The 15,700-nt window shown below is 73.0% G+C and carries 14 protein-coding genes; 12 read left to right on the top strand and 2 right to left on the bottom strand.

The features are described from left to right. Positions 1–3,198 (top strand): polymorphic toxin type 15 domain-containing protein, encoded by a 3,198-nt coding sequence (locus AC24HA_RS10825; RefSeq protein ID WP_425709631.1) that lies wholly within the window; start codon positions 1–3, stop codon positions 3,196–3,198. A gap of 58 nt (positions 3,199–3,256) precedes the next feature. Beyond that, entirely contained in the window at positions 3,257–3,631 is a 375-nt protein-coding gene (locus AC24HA_RS10820) for a hypothetical protein (protein ID WP_425709632.1), read from the top strand. 164 nt (positions 3,632–3,795) lie between these two features. Here AC24HA_RS10820 and AC24HA_RS10815 read toward each other — a convergent pair whose 3' ends face one another. Continuing rightward, the gene (locus tag AC24HA_RS10815; RefSeq protein WP_425709633.1) at positions 3,796–4,353 is read right to left on the bottom strand and encodes a T6SS immunity protein Tdi1 domain-containing protein; all 558 of its coding nucleotides are present in this window, start codon (positions 4,351–4,353) and stop codon (positions 3,796–3,798) included. Between the two features lie 189 nt (positions 4,354–4,542). On the opposite strand from AC24HA_RS10815, the gene AC24HA_RS10810 reads away from it, so the two are divergent. From AC24HA_RS10810 to AC24HA_RS10765, 10 genes are all read left to right on the top strand, one after another. After that, entirely contained in the window at positions 4,543–5,028 is a 486-nt protein-coding gene (locus tag AC24HA_RS10810) for an OsmC family protein (protein WP_425709634.1), read from the top strand. Positions 5,029–5,147: 119 nt separating this feature from the next. Further along, positions 5,148–7,340: an excinuclease ABC subunit UvrC gene (gene uvrC / locus AC24HA_RS10805; RefSeq protein WP_425709635.1), complete on the top strand. Its 2,193-nt coding sequence runs from the start codon at positions 5,148–5,150 to the stop codon at positions 7,338–7,340. Between the two features lie 19 nt (positions 7,341–7,359). Continuing rightward, on the top strand, positions 7,360–8,301 hold the full coding sequence (rapZ, locus tag AC24HA_RS10800; protein WP_425709636.1) for an RNase adapter RapZ: 942 nt from the start codon (positions 7,360–7,362) through the stop codon (positions 8,299–8,301). Beyond that, positions 8,301–9,344, top strand: coding sequence for a gluconeogenesis factor YvcK family protein (locus AC24HA_RS10795; RefSeq protein WP_425709637.1), 1,044 nt, complete (start codon positions 8,301–8,303; stop codon positions 9,342–9,344). The genes rapZ and AC24HA_RS10795 overlap by 1 nt, the downstream gene beginning before the upstream one ends. 11 nt (positions 9,345–9,355) lie before the next feature. Beyond that, positions 9,356–10,336, top strand: coding sequence for a DNA-binding protein WhiA (gene whiA / locus AC24HA_RS10790; protein ID WP_425709638.1), 981 nt, complete (start codon positions 9,356–9,358; stop codon positions 10,334–10,336). Positions 10,337–10,608: 272 nt separating this feature from the next. Next, on the top strand, positions 10,609–11,616 hold the full coding sequence (gene gap / locus AC24HA_RS10785; protein WP_425709639.1) for a type I glyceraldehyde-3-phosphate dehydrogenase: 1,008 nt from the start codon (positions 10,609–10,611) through the stop codon (positions 11,614–11,616). A gap of 116 nt (positions 11,617–11,732) precedes the next feature. After that, positions 11,733–12,929, top strand: a complete 1,197-nt coding sequence (locus tag AC24HA_RS10780; RefSeq protein WP_425709640.1) for a phosphoglycerate kinase — start codon at positions 11,733–11,735, stop codon at positions 12,927–12,929. Next, a complete protein-coding gene (gene tpiA / locus AC24HA_RS10775) occupies positions 12,926–13,717 on the top strand; it encodes a triose-phosphate isomerase (protein WP_425709641.1) in 792 nt (263 codons plus the stop codon). The genes AC24HA_RS10780 and tpiA overlap by 4 nt, the downstream gene beginning before the upstream one ends. Before the next feature lie 153 nt (positions 13,718–13,870). Beyond that, complete coding sequence (gene secG / locus AC24HA_RS10770) at positions 13,871–14,116, top strand: preprotein translocase subunit SecG (protein ID WP_425709642.1); 246 nt, start codon at positions 13,871–13,873, stop codon at positions 14,114–14,116. A 1-nt stretch (position 14,117) separates the two neighbouring features. Further along, a complete protein-coding gene (locus AC24HA_RS10765; protein WP_425709643.1) occupies positions 14,118–14,468 on the top strand; it encodes an RNA polymerase-binding protein RbpA in 351 nt (116 codons plus the stop codon). 91 nt (positions 14,469–14,559) lie between these two features. On the opposite strand, the gene tal is transcribed toward AC24HA_RS10765, so the two are convergent. Beyond that, on the bottom strand, positions 14,560–15,678 hold the full coding sequence (gene tal / locus AC24HA_RS10760; protein ID WP_425709864.1) for a transaldolase: 1,119 nt from the start codon (positions 15,676–15,678) through the stop codon (positions 14,560–14,562). Positions 15,679–15,700: the final 22 nt, after the last annotated feature.

The following is a 15,700-nucleotide window of genomic DNA, read 5'->3' as shown; positions in this document are numbered from 1 at the left end:
GTGTCCGCACCGAACCCGCTCGTCGCGCCCGTCGAGGACTCCTCGACCGCGCTCCAGGGCACCTTCATGCTCGAGGGGCTCGAAGGCGTGGTCACGGGCATGCAGAACGAGGACTGGGTGGCCGCGTCGGTCTCCGGGCTGACTGCGGTCCTCGACTTCACGATGTTCGTCGACCCTTTCGGCGCGATCATCTCGATGGGCGTCGGCTGGCTCATGGAGCACTTCCAGCCGCTCAAGGGATGGCTCGACGACCTCACCGGCGACGCCGATGCCGTCACCGCCTTCGCCACCACCTGGACGAACGTCCAGGATCAGCTGATCGAGTCGCAGTCGGCCCTGCAGGGGCATCTCGACGGCCAGATGGGCTGGATGTCCGCCGGTGCGATCACCACGTACCGCGGCGTGCAGCAGCGCAACATCGACGCGCTCGGGTCCTGCGCCGAGGGCGCGGGTTCCGCCGCCCTGGCCCTTCAGGGCGCGGCCATGATCGTCCAGGCCGTGCACGACATCGTGCGGGACGCGATCGCGGAGATCGTCGGCGCGATCGTCAGTGCCGGCCTCAAGGCTCTCGTTCCGCCGCTGATCCCCGAGGCGATCCGCGGGCTCGTCATGAAGGTCTCGAGCGCGGCCGCGCGTCTCCAGCGCAAGATCGACGGCGTCATCCAGTCGGTGAGCGCGCTGCGCGGCTTGCTCGACCGGCTCGACCGGATCATGAAGCGCCTCCCGCGCATCCTCACCAACCCCGGCTCCGTCATCCCGGCCCGGCCGGGCTGGGACGAGCTGACGCCGGGCATGCCGCGCCCGCGCCCGCCGGGCGAGGCGGGCGACCCGGTGCCGGCGTCCCACAACACTCCTGGGTCGAACACTCCTGGGTCGAACACTCCTGGGTCGAACACTCCTGGGGCGAACACGCCGGGCTCGAACACGCCTGGGTCGAACACGCCTGGGTCGAACACTCCTGGGTCGAACACGCCTGGGTCGAACACGCCTGGGTCGAACACGCCCGGGTCGAACTCGCCCGGGTCGAACACGCCCGGCTCGAACAGCCCCGGTGCGGATACTCCTGGGTCGAACTCGCCCGGGTCGAACACTCCTGGGTCGAACACTCCTGGGTCGAACTCGCCCGGGTCGAACACGCCCGGCTCGAACAGCCCCGGTGCGGATACGCCCGGGTCGAACTCGCCCGGTCCGAACACGCCTGGGTCGAACACCCCTGGCTCGAACAGCCCTGGGTCGAACACCCCTGGCTCGAACAGCCCTGGCGTGGACTCTCCGGGGTCGAGCACACCTGGCTCGAGCGCGCCCGCTCCGAACCAGTCCTCCTCGCCGTCGGGCCCGTCGGACGCTGCGCCGGCCTCGTCGGGCGGAGCCGGCCCAGCCGCGCCTGCAGCACGACCAGGTGCCGTGAACGTGGACTCCGCCGCTCCCACACTGCCCGACGCGCGCCCCGCCGCCCCGGCAGCGGCTGCGCCCGACGCATCCGGCTCTGCGGCGCCGAGTCCGGCGCCGCGCGCGGCTCCGCAGCCGGACGGCCCGGTCGTCGCCAACAACCCGTCCAGCTCGTCCGGCGGTGGATCCGGGCAGCCGTCCGGGTCGGGGCCCGCCTCCGGTTCGTCGGCCGGACCCCGACCGGCAAGCTCTGCCGCACCAGGATCCTCGACGGCGCCGAGCAGCCCCGGAACGTCGGGCGGTCCGGGCTCGTCCAACAACGCCCCGAGCTCCCCGGGGACATCGCCCGGTGGCCGGACGCCGGCGGCAGCGGCCCCGAACGCGCCGGCGTCGCCTAGCAGCCCCAGCTCACCGAGCACGCCCGGCTCGTCGAACGGTCCTGGCTCGTCCAGCACGCCGGGTGTGCGTCCGGACTCCCAGTCGCCGGACACCCCCGGTGCGCGGCCCGACTCCGAGACGCCTGCTGCGCGCCCGGAGTCCGAGGGTGCGGACACGCCGTCGGGTCGGAACGACGCGGGGGAGCCCGAGACGCCTGCTGCGCGCCCGGAGTCCGAGGGTGCGGACACGCCGTCGGGCCGGAACGACGCGGGGGAGCCCGAGACGCCTGCTGCACGCCCGGAGTCCGAGGGCGCGGACACGCCGACGCCCCGGCCCGACTCGGAGCCCGAGGGCCCGGGCAACCAGTGGGACCCGGACGAGTCGCCGCGCGACACGGTGCCGCAGAGTCACGACGACGCTCCCGGCAGCTACTCGGACCAGGACGTGGCCGACGCGCTCGACAACGCGCCGCGCAACCAGGACGGCCAGCCGGTCGACCATCGCACGGGCGAGCCGCTGCGGCCGGACGGCCCGGACGGTCGGAACACCCACATGAAGTGGGACCCGGACAACGACGAGTGGGTGCTCGAGAACCCCGGGGGCGGCGCACGGCCCGACGCGCCGGAGAGCGACGCACCGGACGCACCCGACGCACCGGACACCCCGGACGTCGACGACCCGCTGCCGACCTCGGGCGACCGATGGGGCGATGACGTCGCGGACCCGCGCCACCCGCACCACGACGCCCGTCCGGACGACAACGGCTACGTCGGCACGGTCGACCCGGACGTCGAGTCCCCCTCCGGACTCACCGACAGCGGTCGGCTGCAGGACCCGGACGTCGTTCCACCCGAGCTCCAGCCCTTCGTCGACGACGGCTCGATCATCAACGACGACGGGGTGCTGCGCTTCGGTGAGCAGGTCGACATCGAGTTCACCCACTCGAACGTCGACCACAGCGGCGCGGAGTTCGATCGTCAGGTCGAGCTCCAACAACAGAGCCTTGCGCAGCAGAGCGGCCAGGACTGGGACGACCACACGACCGGCTACAGCGATCGGGGACGTACCGGCGAGGCGGACCAGGCGAGCTATCGCGAGAACCAGGTCCAGCAGCGCGCCGACGTGCTCGAGGAACAGGGGCTGTCTCCTGAGCAGGCACGTGCCCAGGCCGACCGGGAGATGTCCGACCAGGCGGTGCTGCACGGCCCCGACCAGGTGGCCGGCGGCAACCCGAACAACTTCACCGGGATGGGGGACGCGGGTGTGAACTCCTCGCTCGGCTCCCAGTGGGGCGGCGAGAGCGGTCGGGCGGCAGACCTCCGCGCGCAGATGGACGCCATCATCGAACGGAGCGGGATCCCGGACGAGCTCCTGGGCGACGTCCGGTTGAACCCGAGGTTCACCGTCGACCACACGGTCGACGTACCGTGACACGGACGGTCCGGCCGGGCACGGGCCACGGCTTCGAGCACGACGGCAGGGGAGCGGGATGACGCAGAAGTTCGGCGAGCACCACGACGAGGTCCAGGCGTTCCTCGACGAGGTGGTCGCGACACCTCGCGCGACCTGGGTCGATCTCATGGCGGGCGACTCGACGGTCCAGGAGCGTCCTGCGGCCGTCAAGGCGATCGTCGGCGGGCTGCCCGCAGCCGTGCGTGGCGCGGTGAGCAGCGCGGCGCTCGAGGCCATCGACGAGGTCGGACTCTCGGACGACGATCTCTCCGGCCGTCGGAGGCGCCAGCTGCGCGACCGCGTCGAGTCGGCGGCGGTCGCCGTCGCCCGCGGGGACGATCTCGCCCCCGAGCACCGCGAGGTGCTCCTCAGGCCGTTCGTCGACACGGGCTTCAGCTCGGTCGGATCGTGAGCCCGCGCTTCCGGACCCTCGACCCGGACGGTCTCGTCCCGGACGGGCCCTGCACCGCGCGGGACCACACGCTGCTCGACCACTCGCGGGGCACGGTCGACAGACGCCGGCCCAGCCGCCGGCTCGAGGAGTATGCAGCGGTCCGGTGATCGGCTGGCAGGCGGTCAGCCGCGCGCGCCTCGAGGCTGAGGGAGACCCGACATCTGGACGGTGAGGGAGAGGTTCTCCCACAGACCGCCCCGATGGAGGTTGGCCTCGACCTCGGGGCCGCCGATCGTCAGCAGCGGGGCGTAGAAGAAGCACTCGTCGATGCCGGGGACGCCGAGGCGGTCGGCGGCGGCCGGGTAGGGCTGCCGCTCGAGGACACCGTCGAGGAACTGGTCGTCGGTCAGGTCCGCGTAGAGCTGGTCCGACTCGAACGCGAGCTGGTCGATCGTCCCGCGCCGGAACCGTGCGACGTGGAACACGGGTGCGATGTACATGACGAGGTCGGCGAGCGCGGTCGTCAGCACGGGGACGGCGGTGGGCGGCATCGTCAGTACGCCGTCGAGCATCTGGTGCGCCCGGTCGGGGTCGACGACGCGCACGTACCCGTCGCCGACGAGCCCGCTGCCCTGCGCCTCCCACACCTCGACGAGGCCGCCCGGCGCCCGGTCGCGCCACCTCTCGATCGTCCCGGGCGCGATCGGCGCCACGGCGTCGAAGCTCTCGAACGTCGTCATCCCAGGTCCCCTTCGTGGCCGGCCCCACCGCGGGCCCGTCACGGAAACTCTTCCACACCGGACGGTCCGACGGTCGCGGGCGTGCAGGTCCGTCCCGGCGACCTCGTTGCCGGAGCGAACGGAGGCCCCGCCGGGAGACGGTGGAGCGTCCTCCTCGTGACCGGCTCCACCTCCGCCTAGACTCTCCGCATGGGCGCACTGCAGACCTTCGACGTCACCGTGGACTGGACGGGTGCCGACGAGAGCGGCACCGCGAGCTACGCCTCCTACTCGCGCGACCACGAGGTACGCGTGGACGGCAAGCCGACGCTGCTCGCCAGCTCGGACCTGCGTGTCCGCACCGACGTCTCGCGCCACAAGGCGGAGGAGCTCTTCCTCGGCGCCGTGTCGCAGGCGCAGATGCTGTGGTTCCTGCGCACCGCCGCCAAGGAGGACGTCGTCGTCACCGGGTACCTGGACCAGGCGACCGCCACGCAGCGGATCGAGGGCGGGGGCTCGGGCCCGTTCACCGAGATCGTCCTGCGGCCGCGGGTCACCTACTCCGGGCACGTGGGGGAGGAGACGGCGGCACGGCTGCACGCCTCGGCGCGGGACCACAACCACCTGGCCCGATCGCTCGGTGTCCCGGTGCGGGTCGAGCCCATCGAGGTGCGCCCGTCCGCGCCCACGGACTGAGCCCCGCGCACGGGCCGAGCGCCGGCCGCCGTACCGCCGCCCATCTCCGCCCGGTCGCGCCACCGGCGGTCGGACCGCCGCCCGGCCCGACCGTCGGCACGCGGACGTAGGCTCGAGCCATGGCCGACCCGTCCGTCTACCGCCCCGCCACGGGCGAGATCCCCACCGACCCGGGCGTCTACCGGTTCCTCGACGACGACCACCGGGTCGTCTACGTCGGCAAGGCCAAGTCGCTGCGGCAGCGCCTGACGAGCTACTTCCAGGACCTCGCCGTCCTGCACCCGCGCACGCGCCAGATGGTGACGACCGCCTCGCGGGTCGAGTGGACGGTCGTGGGCACCGAGGTCGAGGCGCTCACGCTCGAGTACGCGTGGATCAAGGAGTTCGACCCCCGGTTCAACGTCAAGTACCGCGACGACAAGTCCTACCCGTACCTCGCGGTGACGATGGGGGAGGAGATCCCGCGGGCGCAGGTGCTCCGCGGCACCAAGCGCAAGGGCACGCGGTACTTCGGCCCGTACACGCACGCGTGGGCGATCCGGGACACGCTCGACCAGCTCCTGCGGGTCTTCCCGGTCCGTACCTGCTCGCCGGGCGTCTACCGGCAGGCCGCCTCCTCGGGTCGTCCGTGCCTGCTCGGCTACATCGACCGGTGCTCGGCCCCCTGCGTGGGGCGTGTGAGCCCGGACGAGCACCGCGAGATCGCCGAGGAGATGTGCGAGTTCCTCGCGGGCCGCACGGGGCCCTACCTGCGCGAGGTCGAGCGGGACATGCGCGCCGCGGCCGCGGACCAGGACTTCGAGCGCGCGGCACGGCTGCGCGACGACGCCGCCGCCCTGCGGCGGGTCGTCGAGCAGAACGCCGTCGTCCTGCCCGACGGCACCGACGCCGACGTCTTCGGCCTGGCCTCCGACGAGCTCCAGGCCGCCGTCCAGGTCTTCCACGTGCGGGGCGGGCGCATCCGCGGTCAGCGCGGCTGGGTGGTGGACCGGGTCGAGGACATCGACGACGCGGGCCTGCTCACGCAGCTGCTCGGTCAGGTCTACGGCGACGGCCCGGGTGCCCCGGGCGGACGCGCACCGCGCGACCCGCGGTCCGTCGGCACGGCCCGCCGGCGGCCCTCGGACGGCGGGGCGACGAGCCCCGACGACGTCGAGCACACGCCGACGACCGCCGTGCCGGCGGAGGTGCTCGTCCCGCTCGAGCCCGCCGACGCCGAGCAGATCACGGCCTGGCTGGGCGTGCGCCGCGGCGCCCGCGTGCGGGTCCGGGTGCCGCAGCGCGGAGACAAGGCGACCCTCCTCGCCACCGTGACCACCAACGCCGAGCAGGCCCTCACGCTGCACAAGAGCCGCCGCGCCGGCGACCTCACCACGCGTTCGCTCGCCCTGGCCGAGCTCACGGAGGCCCTCGGCCTGGACGCCAGCCCGCTGCGCATCGAGTGCTACGACATCTCCCACACGCAGGGCACCGAGCAGGTCGGGTCGATGGTCGTCTTCGAGGACGGCATGCCCAAGAAGTCCGACTACCGGCACTTCGTCGTCCGGGGCGAGGACGGCTCCGGCGCCCGGGACGACACCGCGGCCATGGACGAGGTCCTGCGGCGGCGGTTCGCCCGGCTCCTCGCCGAGCGGGAGCAGCGGGACGAGCGCGAGCGGACGGCCGACGGGAACGGCCGGCCCACGGACGCAGGGGGCGCGGACCCCGGTGCGTCCGGTCCGATCGAGATCGACGACGACGGCATCCCGCTCGACGTCGGACCCGTCGACCCCGCGACCGGGCGCGCCCGCCGGTTCGCCTACCCGCCGCAGCTCGTCGTGGTCGACGGCGGCGAGCCGCAGGTCAACGCGGCCCACCGCGCGATGGTCGACCTCGGGGTGGACGACGTCGCCGTCGTCGGCCTGGCCAAGCGCCTGGAGGAGGTGTGGCTGCCGGGCGAGCCGTTCCCCGTCATCCTGCCCCGCACCTCGCCCGCGCTGTACCTCCTCCAGCACCTGCGCGACGAGTCGCACCGGTTCGCCGTCACGCACCACCGCTCCCGCCGCTCCAAGCGGCAGACGAGGTCCGTGCTCGACGACGTCCCCGGCCTGGGCCCTGCCCGGCAGAAGGCCCTGCTCAAGACCTTCGGCTCGGTCAAGCGCCTGAGGGTGGCGGAGGTCGAGGAGATCGCGCAGGTCAGGGGGATCGGACCGGCCACCGCCCGGGCCGTCCTCGAGGCGCTGGCGCCGCCCGGTGCGACCGAGGACGCCGGGACGGGGACGGAGGACGCCGGGACGGGTACGGGGACGGGCGAGCGGACCGAGCAGGCGTGATCACTGGCACACTGAGGCCATGACTGACGGTGCCGATCCCCGCCCCCCGACGGTCCCCGACGGCATCCCCGAGCTCGACGAGTCCGCGACGCTCCCCGACGTGGAGCCGGCGGAGCTGCTCATCATCACGGGGATGTCGGGTGCCGGCCGCTCCCGGGCCGCGGCGGCCCTGGAGGACCTGTCGTGGTACGTCGTCGACAACCTGCCGCCGCGCCTGCTCGGTGCCCTGGCCGGCCTGCTGACCCCCGGCGCGGGCGTGCGCCGGCTCGCCGCCGTCGTCGACGTGCGGTCAGGGGCGTTCTTCTCCGAGCTCGTCGCCGTGCTCGCCGAGATGCGCGACCGCGGCGTCGACTACCGCATCATGTTCCTCGACGCCGACGACGCCGAGCTCGTCCGGCGCTACGAGTCCGTGCGCCGGCCGCACCCGCTCCAGGGCGACGGCCGGCTCCTCGACGGGATCACCGCCGAGCGGTCGCTGCTGCGCGACCTGCGCAGCCGCGCCGACGTCATCATCGAGACCACGAGCCTGTCCGTGCACGACCTCGCGCGCCGCGTCCGGGAGGAGGTGGGGCAGTCCGTCGACCGGCAGGTCCGCCTGTCCATCATGTCGTTCGGCTTCAAGTACGGCCTCCCGCTCGACGCCGACCACGTCGTCGACGTCCGGTTCCTCTCCAACCCGTACTGGGTCTCCGAGCTGCGCCACCTCACCGGGCAGGACGACAAGGTCTCCTCCTACGTCCTCTCGCAGCCGGACGCGGAGCAGTTCGTCGAGAGCTACGTCGACACGATCGCGCCCGTGCTGGACCGCTACCTCGACGAGCTCAAGCCGTTCGTCACCATCGGCGTGGGCTGCACGGGCGGCAAGCACCGCTCCGTCGCGGTCACCGAGCGGATGGCGCAGCTCTTCCGCGCGCGGGGCCAGGTGGTGCGCACCCTCCACCGGGACGTGGGGCGCGAGTGATGGCGGTACCCACCCCCGGCCGGCCCGGGTACTCCGGCCTCCCGGAACCCAGGGGGACCGGCGCCCGGGGCGCGAAGGTCGTCGCCCTCGGCGGCGGCCACGGCCTTGCGGCCACCCTGTCCGCGGTCCGGCACCTCACCTCCGCCGTCACCGCGATCGTCACGGTCGCCGACGACGGCGGGTCGTCTGGCCGGCTGCGCGGCGAGCTCGGCGTGCTGCCGCCCGGCGACCTGCGCATGGCGCTGTCCGCCCTGTGCGACGACGGCGAGTGGGGCCAGACCTGGCGGGACGTCCTGCAGCACCGGCTTCGGTCCGACGGGCCGCTCGACAACCACAGCGTCGGCAACATCCTCATCGTCGCCCTGTGGTCGATCCTCGACGACGAGGTCCAGGGCCTGGAGTGGGTGGCGAGCCTGCTCGGCGTGCGCGGTCGCGTGGTCCCGATGTCCGCCGTCCCGCTGGACATCGAGGCCGACGTCGTGGACCCGGCCACCGGCGAGGTCCGGGTCGTGCGCGGTCAGTCCCGGGTCGCGAAGGTCTCGGGCCGTGTCCGATCGGTGCGGCTGCTCCCGGGCGACCCGCCCGCGCGACCGGAGGGGGTCTCGGCGGTGCGGGAGGCCGACTGGGTGATCCTCGGTCCGGGCTCCTGGTACACGTCCGTCGTGCCCCACCTGCTCGTGCCCGAGCTCGTCGACGCCCTGTGCACGACCGACGCGCACCGCGCGCTCGTCCTCAACCTCTCCAACGACGACTCTGAGTCCGAGGGCATGTCCGTCTCCGACCACCTGCGCTCCCTGCACGACCACGCGCCGGACCTCCGGCTCGACGTCGTCGTCGCGGACCCGCTGGTCGTCGACGACCTCGACGAGCTCGAGCGGGCGGCCGCGGCGCTCGGCGCCCGGATCCTGCTCCGGCAGGTGCGGGCGACCGGCGCGGACGCCACCCACGACCCGTTGCGCCTGGCCGCAGCCCTGCGCGACGCGATGGAGCGCACGGAGGGCGACGTCGAGACCGCCGGACGCACCGACGGGCGGGGGATGTGAAGATGGGCGTCATGTCCCTCACCGCGGCCGTCAAGGACGAGCTCGCCCGCGTCGACGTCCCCAAGGCCTCGGCCAAGCGCGCAGAGCTCTCGACCATCCTCCGGTTCGCGGGAGGGCTGCACATCGTCAGCGGTCGCATCGTGCTCGAGGCCGAGCTCGACACCGCGATCGTCGCCCGGCGCCTGCGCACCGGGATCGACGAGCTGTTCGGGCTCCACGGCGACATCCTCGTCGTCTCCCCGGGCGGGCTGCGCCGCTCCACCCGCTACATCGTGCGCGTGGTCAAGGACGGCGAGGCGCTCGCCCGGCAGACCGGCCTGCTGGACAATCGTGGTCGGCCCGTCCGCGGGCTGCCGACCGCCGTCGTCGGGGCCGGGGTCGCCGAGGCGACCGCCGCCTGGCGGGGCGCCTTCCTCGTCCACGGGTCGCTCACCGAGCCCGGCCGCTCGTCCTCGCTCGAGATCACCTGTCCGGGGCCCGAGGCCGCCCTCGCCCTCGTGGGCTGCGCACGGCGGCTCGGCGTGTCCGGAAAGAACCGCGAGGTGCGCGGCGTGGACCGGGTCGTCGTGCGCGACGGCGACGGCATCTCGGCACTCCTGACCCGCATGGGTGCCCACGACGCCGTGCTCACGTGGGAGGAGCGCCGCACCCGGCGCGAGGTGCGCGGCACCGCGAACCGCCTGGCCAACTTCGACGACGCCAACCTGCGCCGCTCGGCACGCGCCGCGGTCGCCGCCGGCGCGCGCGTGGAGCGGGCCTTCGAGATCCTCGGCGACGAGGTGCCGGACCACCTGCTCGAGGCGGGCCGGCTGCGCATGGCCAACCGGCAGGCCTCCCTCGAGGAGCTCGGCGTGATGTCGGACCCCCCGATGACGAAGGACGCCGTCGCCGGCCGGATCCGGCGGCTGCTCGCCATGGCCGACCGTCGCGCCGAGGAGCTGGGCGTGCCCAGCACGCAGGCGGTGCTCCCGCCCGACGACGAGGACGCCTGAGCGGCCCGTCCGTGCCCGCCCGTGCCGCCGGAACCGGCCGGGCCGCGGGTGGGCCTCCTCCCATCGACGGGTCGCCGACGCGGTCATCCGTGCGCATCCGTTCACCGTGGGCGGACGACGGACGATCGCCGCTGCTGCCCGTCCGCGCGTCCGACTAGGATCAGGGGCGTGGGGATGACGCCGACGGCCACGGTCCGTCGCGGGCGCCGCCCACGCAGGCCCGACCGACATGCGTGCGCCCCGACCGGTGCACCGAGGAGGAGAGAACCACAGTGACCATCAAGGTTGGCATCAACGGCTTCGGCCGTATCGGACGCAACTTCACGCGTGCGCTGCTGGCGTCGGGCGCCGACGTGCAGATCGTCGGCGTCAACGACCTCACGGACAACCGCACCCTCGCGCACCTGCTCAAGTACGACTCGATCTTCGGCGTGCTGGCCGACGAGGTGACCCACGACGACGAGAACATCAGCGTCGGCGACGTCACCTTCCGCGCGCTGGCCGAGCCGGACCCGACCAAGCTGCCCTGGGGCGAGCTGGGCGCCGACATCGTCATCGAGTCCACGGGCCGCTTCACCGACGCGACCAAGGCCAAGGCGCACATCGAGGCCGGCGCGAAGAAGGTCATCATCTCGGCCCCCGGCAAGAACGAGGACGCGACGTTCGTCGTCGGCGTGAACCACACCGAGTACGACCCGGCGAACCACCACGTGGTCTCCAACGCCTCGTGCACGACCAACTGCCTCGCGCCGATGGCCAAGGTCCTCGACGCGGAGTTCGGCATCGAGCGCGGCCTCATGACCACCATCCACGCCTACACGGCCGACCAGAACCTCCAGGACGGCCCGCACAAGGACCTGCGTCGCGCCCGCGCCGCCGCCCTGTCGATCATCCCGACCTCGACGGGTGCCGCCAAGGCCGTCTCGCTCGTGCTCCCGCAGCTCAAGGGCAAGCTCGACGGCTACGCGCTCCGCGTGCCGACCCCGACCGGCTCCGCGACGGACCTCACGTTCACCGCCAGCAAGCCCGTCACGGTCGAGTCCGTCAACGCCGCCATGAAGGCCGCCGCGGAGTCCGAGGAGCTCAAGGGCATCGTCCAGTACACCGAGGACCCGATCGTCTCGCAGGACATCGTGGGCAACTCGCACACGTCGATCTTCGACGCGGGCCTGACCAAGGTGATCGACGACCAGGTCAAGGTCGTCGCCTGGTACGACAACGAGTTCGGCTACTCCTCGTCGCTCGTCACGCTGGCCGCCTACATCGGCGCGCGTCTCTGACCGACGCCGTCACCGCCTGACCGCGACGTCCGCCCACCGCGCAGCAGCGCCGTGCGCGGGCGTCGCGGCCTGTGCGGGCCCGGCCCGACCACCCCTCGACGAGCAAGGAGCACCGCATGAAGACGATCGAGTCACTCGGCGACCTCGCCGGACGCCGCGTGCTGGTCCGTTCGGACTTCAACGTCCCGCTGGACGGCACCACCATCACCGACGACGGGCGCATCCGCGCCGCACTGCCCACCCTCACGCGCCTGGTCGACGCCGGTGCGCGGGTCGTCGTCATGGCGCACCTCGGCCGACCCAAGGGTGAGCCGAACCCGGAGTTCAGCCTAGCCCCGGTCGCCGCGCGGCTCGGCGAGCTGCTCGGCCACGACGTGGCACTGGCTCCCGACGTCGTGGACGACGGCGCGGCGGCCGCCGTCGACGCGCTGACCGACGGCCAGGTGCTGCTGCTGGAGAACGTCCGCTTCGATCCCCGCGAGAGCTCGAAGGACGACGCCCTGCGGCAGGCCATGGCGACCGACCTCGCCCGGTTCGCCGACGCCTTCGTCTCCGACGGATTCGGCGTCGTCCACCGCAAGCAGGCCTCGGTCTACGACATCGCGCAGGTGCTGCCCGCGGCGGCGGGTCAGCTCGTCCTCGCCGAGGTCGAGGCCCTGTCCCGGGCGACCAACGACCCCGAGCGGCCCTACGCCGTGGCCCTGGGCGGGTCGAAGGTCTCCGACAAGCTCGGCGTCATCGCCAACCTCGTCGAGAAGGCCGACACCCTGCTGGTCGGCGGCGGCATGGCGTTCACCTTCCTGGCGGCCCAGGGCCACGAGGTCGGCACGTCGCTGCTCGAGGAGGACCAGCTCGACACGGTCCGCGGCTACCTCGACCGGGCGGCCGAGCGCGGGGTCCAGATCCTCCTGCCCACCGACGTCGTCGTCGCCCCGGCGTTCGACGCCGATGCGCCCGCCACCACGGTTCCCGCCGAGCAGATCCCGGCCGACCAGATGGGCCTCGACATCGGCCCGGAGACCTCCACGGCCTACGCCGCCGCCATCGCGGGTGCCCGCACCGTCGTCTGGAACGGGCCGATGGGCGTGTTCGAGATGGCCCCGTTCGCCGCCGGCACCAAGGCGGTCGCGCAGGCGCTGTCCGACGCCGACGGCTACACCATCGTCGGCGGCGGCGACTCCGCCGCCGCCGTGCGGCTCCTCGGGTTCGACGAGTCCACCTTCTCCCACATCTCCACCGGTGGCGGCGCCTCCCTCGAGCTCCTCGAGGGCAAGGAGCTGCCCGGTCTCAGCGTCCTGGAGGACAACGCATGAACGCTCGCACCCCGCTCATGGCGGGCAACTGGAAGATGAACCTCGACCACCACGAGGCCACTCACCTCGTGCAGAAGCTCGCGTGGACCCTCACCGACGCCAAGCACGACCACGAGCAGGTCGAGGTCGTCGTCGTCCCGCCGTTCACCGACCTTCGCTCGGTGCAGACCCTCGTCGACGGCGACAAGCTCGACATCGCCTACGGCGCGCAGGACGTCTCGGAGCACGCCTCGGGTGCCTACACGGGCGAGATCTCCGCCGCGATGCTCGCCAAGCTCGGCGTCAGCCACGTTGTCGTCGGGCACTCCGAGCGTCGCGAGTACCACGCCGAGGACGACGCGCTCGTGGGCCGCAAGGCCGCCGCCGCGCTCGGGGCGGGCATCACCCCGATCATCTGCGTCGGGGAGGGCCTCGAGGTCCGCCGGGCCGGGACGCACGTCGAGCACGTGACCGCGCAGATCACCGGCGCGTTCGAGGCGCTGGACGCCGACCAGGCGGGATCCGTCGTCGTCGCCTACGAGCCCGTGTGGGCCATCGGCACCGGTGAGGTCGCCACGCCCGAGGACGCGCAGGAGGTGTGTGCCGCCGTGCGCGCCCGCCTGGCGGAGCTCTACTCGCCCGAGCTGGCGGACTCCGTCCGCGTCCTCTACGGCGGCTCGGTCAAGTCCGGCAACATCGCCGCCATCATGGCGGGCGACGACGTGGACGGCGCGCTCGTCGGCGGGGCCAGCCTCAAGGCGGAGGAGTTCGCCGCGATCGTGCGCTACCAGCAGCACGTCGGCGGCTGACCTACCCGACACCGGGCACGGGGAACGGCGCGGGCGAGCAGCCCGGGCCGTGCCCCGTCGCTCGTCCAAGGTGCGCCCGGCCCGCGGGTCATCGCTTATCATCGTCGGGGCGCCCGCCGGCGTCGCGCGTCGTTCCCGAGGAGTTGTCCCACCGTGATCTGGCTCAAGGTGATCCTGAGCGTGCTGCTCGTGCTGCTCAGCATCGTGCTCGTCCTCTTTGTGCTCATGCACAAGGGGCGCGGCGGCGGCCTGTCCGACATGTTCGGCGGCGGCCTCACCTCCTCGGTCGGTTCCTCCGGCGTGGCGGAACGCAACCTCAACCGGCTGACCGTCGCGGTCTCGGTCGCCTGGGGCCTGTGCGTGGTCATGCTCGGCCTCATCATGAAGTTCGGAGACTGACATGGCCGGGGGCAACGCGATCCGTGGCTCGCGCGTGGGCGCGGGCCCGATGGGGGAGATGGAGCGCGGCGAGCTCGCCCCCCGGGTCAAGGTCTCGTACTGGTGCGCCCAGGGCCACGAGTCGAGCCCCAGCTTCGCGGTCGACGGCGAGGTCGTGCCCCCCGAGACCTGGGACTGCCCCCGCTGCGGCATGCCCGCCGGTCAGGACCGGGACGCCCCGCCCGAGGCTCCCCGCAACGAGCCCTACAAGACGCACCTCGCCTACGTGAAGGAGCGCCGGTCCGACGGCGACGGCGCGGCCCTCCTCGACGAGGCCCTCAGCGCGCTGCGCGCCCGCCGCGGCACCGCCTGAGGCCCACCCCCGACGACGTCGGACGCGGCCCGGCGCCGGAGCCTGGGCTCCGGCGCCGGGCCGCGTCCGTCCGGTTCGTGCCGACCGGCTGTCAGGCCGACGCCGAGTCGAGCGCCGAACGGACGGTCTGCAGGAGCTCCTCCCACGACACCTCGAACTTCGACACGCCCTCGTCCTCGAGCTGGGCGGTGACCTCGTCGATGTCGATGCCCAGCGCGGCGAGCGACTCCAGGACCTGCTGGGCCTGGTCGGCTCGGCCGGACACCGTGTCCCCGCGGATCTCGCCGTGCTCCGCGGTGGCGAGCAGGGTCTTCTCCGGCATCGTGTTGACGGTGTCGTCCGCGACGAGCTCCTCGACGTACATCGTGTCCCTGTACGCCTCGTCCTTCACGCCGGTCGACGCCCACAGCGGCCGCTGGACGTGGGCACCCGATGCGGCCAGCTCGGTGAACCGCGGAGAACCGAAGATCTCCTCGAACCGGGCGTAGGCCAGGCGGGCGTTGGCGATCGCCGTGGCGCCGCGCAGCGCGCTCGCCTCGGACGAGCCGAGCGCGTCGAGGCGCTTGTCCACCTCGGCGTCGACCCGGGAGACGAAGAACGAGGCGACCGAGCGGATGGTCGACAGGTCGATACCGTTGTCCTGGGCACGCTCGAGCCCGTCGAGGTAGGCGGTGGCGACGGCGCGGTAGCGGTCGAGGGAGAAGATGAGCGTGACGTTGACGCTGATGCCCTCGGCGATCGCGTCGGCGATCGCGGGCAGGCCCTCCTCGGTGGCGGGGATCTTGATCATGACGTTGGGCCGGTCGACGACCTGCCAGAGCGTCCGTGCCTCCGCGATCGTGGCTCCCGTGTCGCGCGCGAGGCGCGGGTCGACCTCGATCGAGACGCGGCCGTCCTTGCCGCCGGTCGCCTCGAAGACCGGGGCGAAGACGTCGCAGGCCGCGCGGACGTCGTCGGTCGTGATCGCGGTGACGGCCTGCTCGACGTCGCTGCCCGCACGTGCGAGCTCGGCCACCTGGGCGTCGTAGGCGGAGCCCTTCGACAGCGCACCGGCGAAGATCGTCGGGTTGGTCGTCACGCCGACGACGTTCCGGTCGTCGATGAGCTGCTGCAGCGAGCCGTCGTCGAGCCGCTCGCGGGAGAGGTCGTCGAGCCACACGGACACGCCGTGGGCGGAGAGCTCGGACAGGGGGCTGGTCTGATCGGTCATGCCGTCCTCCGGTGGTGGAAGT

The sequence above is a fragment of the Georgenia sp. Z1491 genome, assembly GCF_057652395.1.
This window is presented reverse-complemented; position numbering and strand designations above follow the sequence as displayed.

Coding starts and splice junctions, on each gene's coding strand:
- AC24HA_RS10820 (WP_425709632.1), top strand. CDS start 3,257: ATGACGCAGAAGTTCGGCGAGCACCACGACGAGGTCCAGGCGTTCCTC.
- AC24HA_RS10815 (WP_425709633.1), bottom strand. CDS start 4,353: ATGACGACGTTCGAGAGCTTCGACGCCGTGGCGCCGATCGCGCCCGGG.
- AC24HA_RS10810 (WP_425709634.1), top strand. CDS start 4,543: ATGGGCGCACTGCAGACCTTCGACGTCACCGTGGACTGGACGGGTGCC.
- uvrC (WP_425709635.1), top strand. CDS start 5,148: ATGGCCGACCCGTCCGTCTACCGCCCCGCCACGGGCGAGATCCCCACC.
- rapZ (WP_425709636.1), top strand. CDS start 7,360: ATGACTGACGGTGCCGATCCCCGCCCCCCGACGGTCCCCGACGGCATC.
- AC24HA_RS10795 (WP_425709637.1), top strand. CDS start 8,301: ATGGCGGTACCCACCCCCGGCCGGCCCGGGTACTCCGGCCTCCCGGAA.
- whiA (WP_425709638.1), top strand. CDS start 9,356: ATGTCCCTCACCGCGGCCGTCAAGGACGAGCTCGCCCGCGTCGACGTC.
- AC24HA_RS10780 (WP_425709640.1), top strand. CDS start 11,733: ATGAAGACGATCGAGTCACTCGGCGACCTCGCCGGACGCCGCGTGCTG.
- tpiA (WP_425709641.1), top strand. CDS start 12,926: ATGAACGCTCGCACCCCGCTCATGGCGGGCAACTGGAAGATGAACCTC.
- AC24HA_RS10765 (WP_425709643.1), top strand. CDS start 14,118: ATGGCCGGGGGCAACGCGATCCGTGGCTCGCGCGTGGGCGCGGGCCCG.
- tal (WP_425709864.1), bottom strand. CDS start 15,678: ATGACCGATCAGACCAGCCCCCTGTCCGAGCTCTCCGCCCACGGCGTG.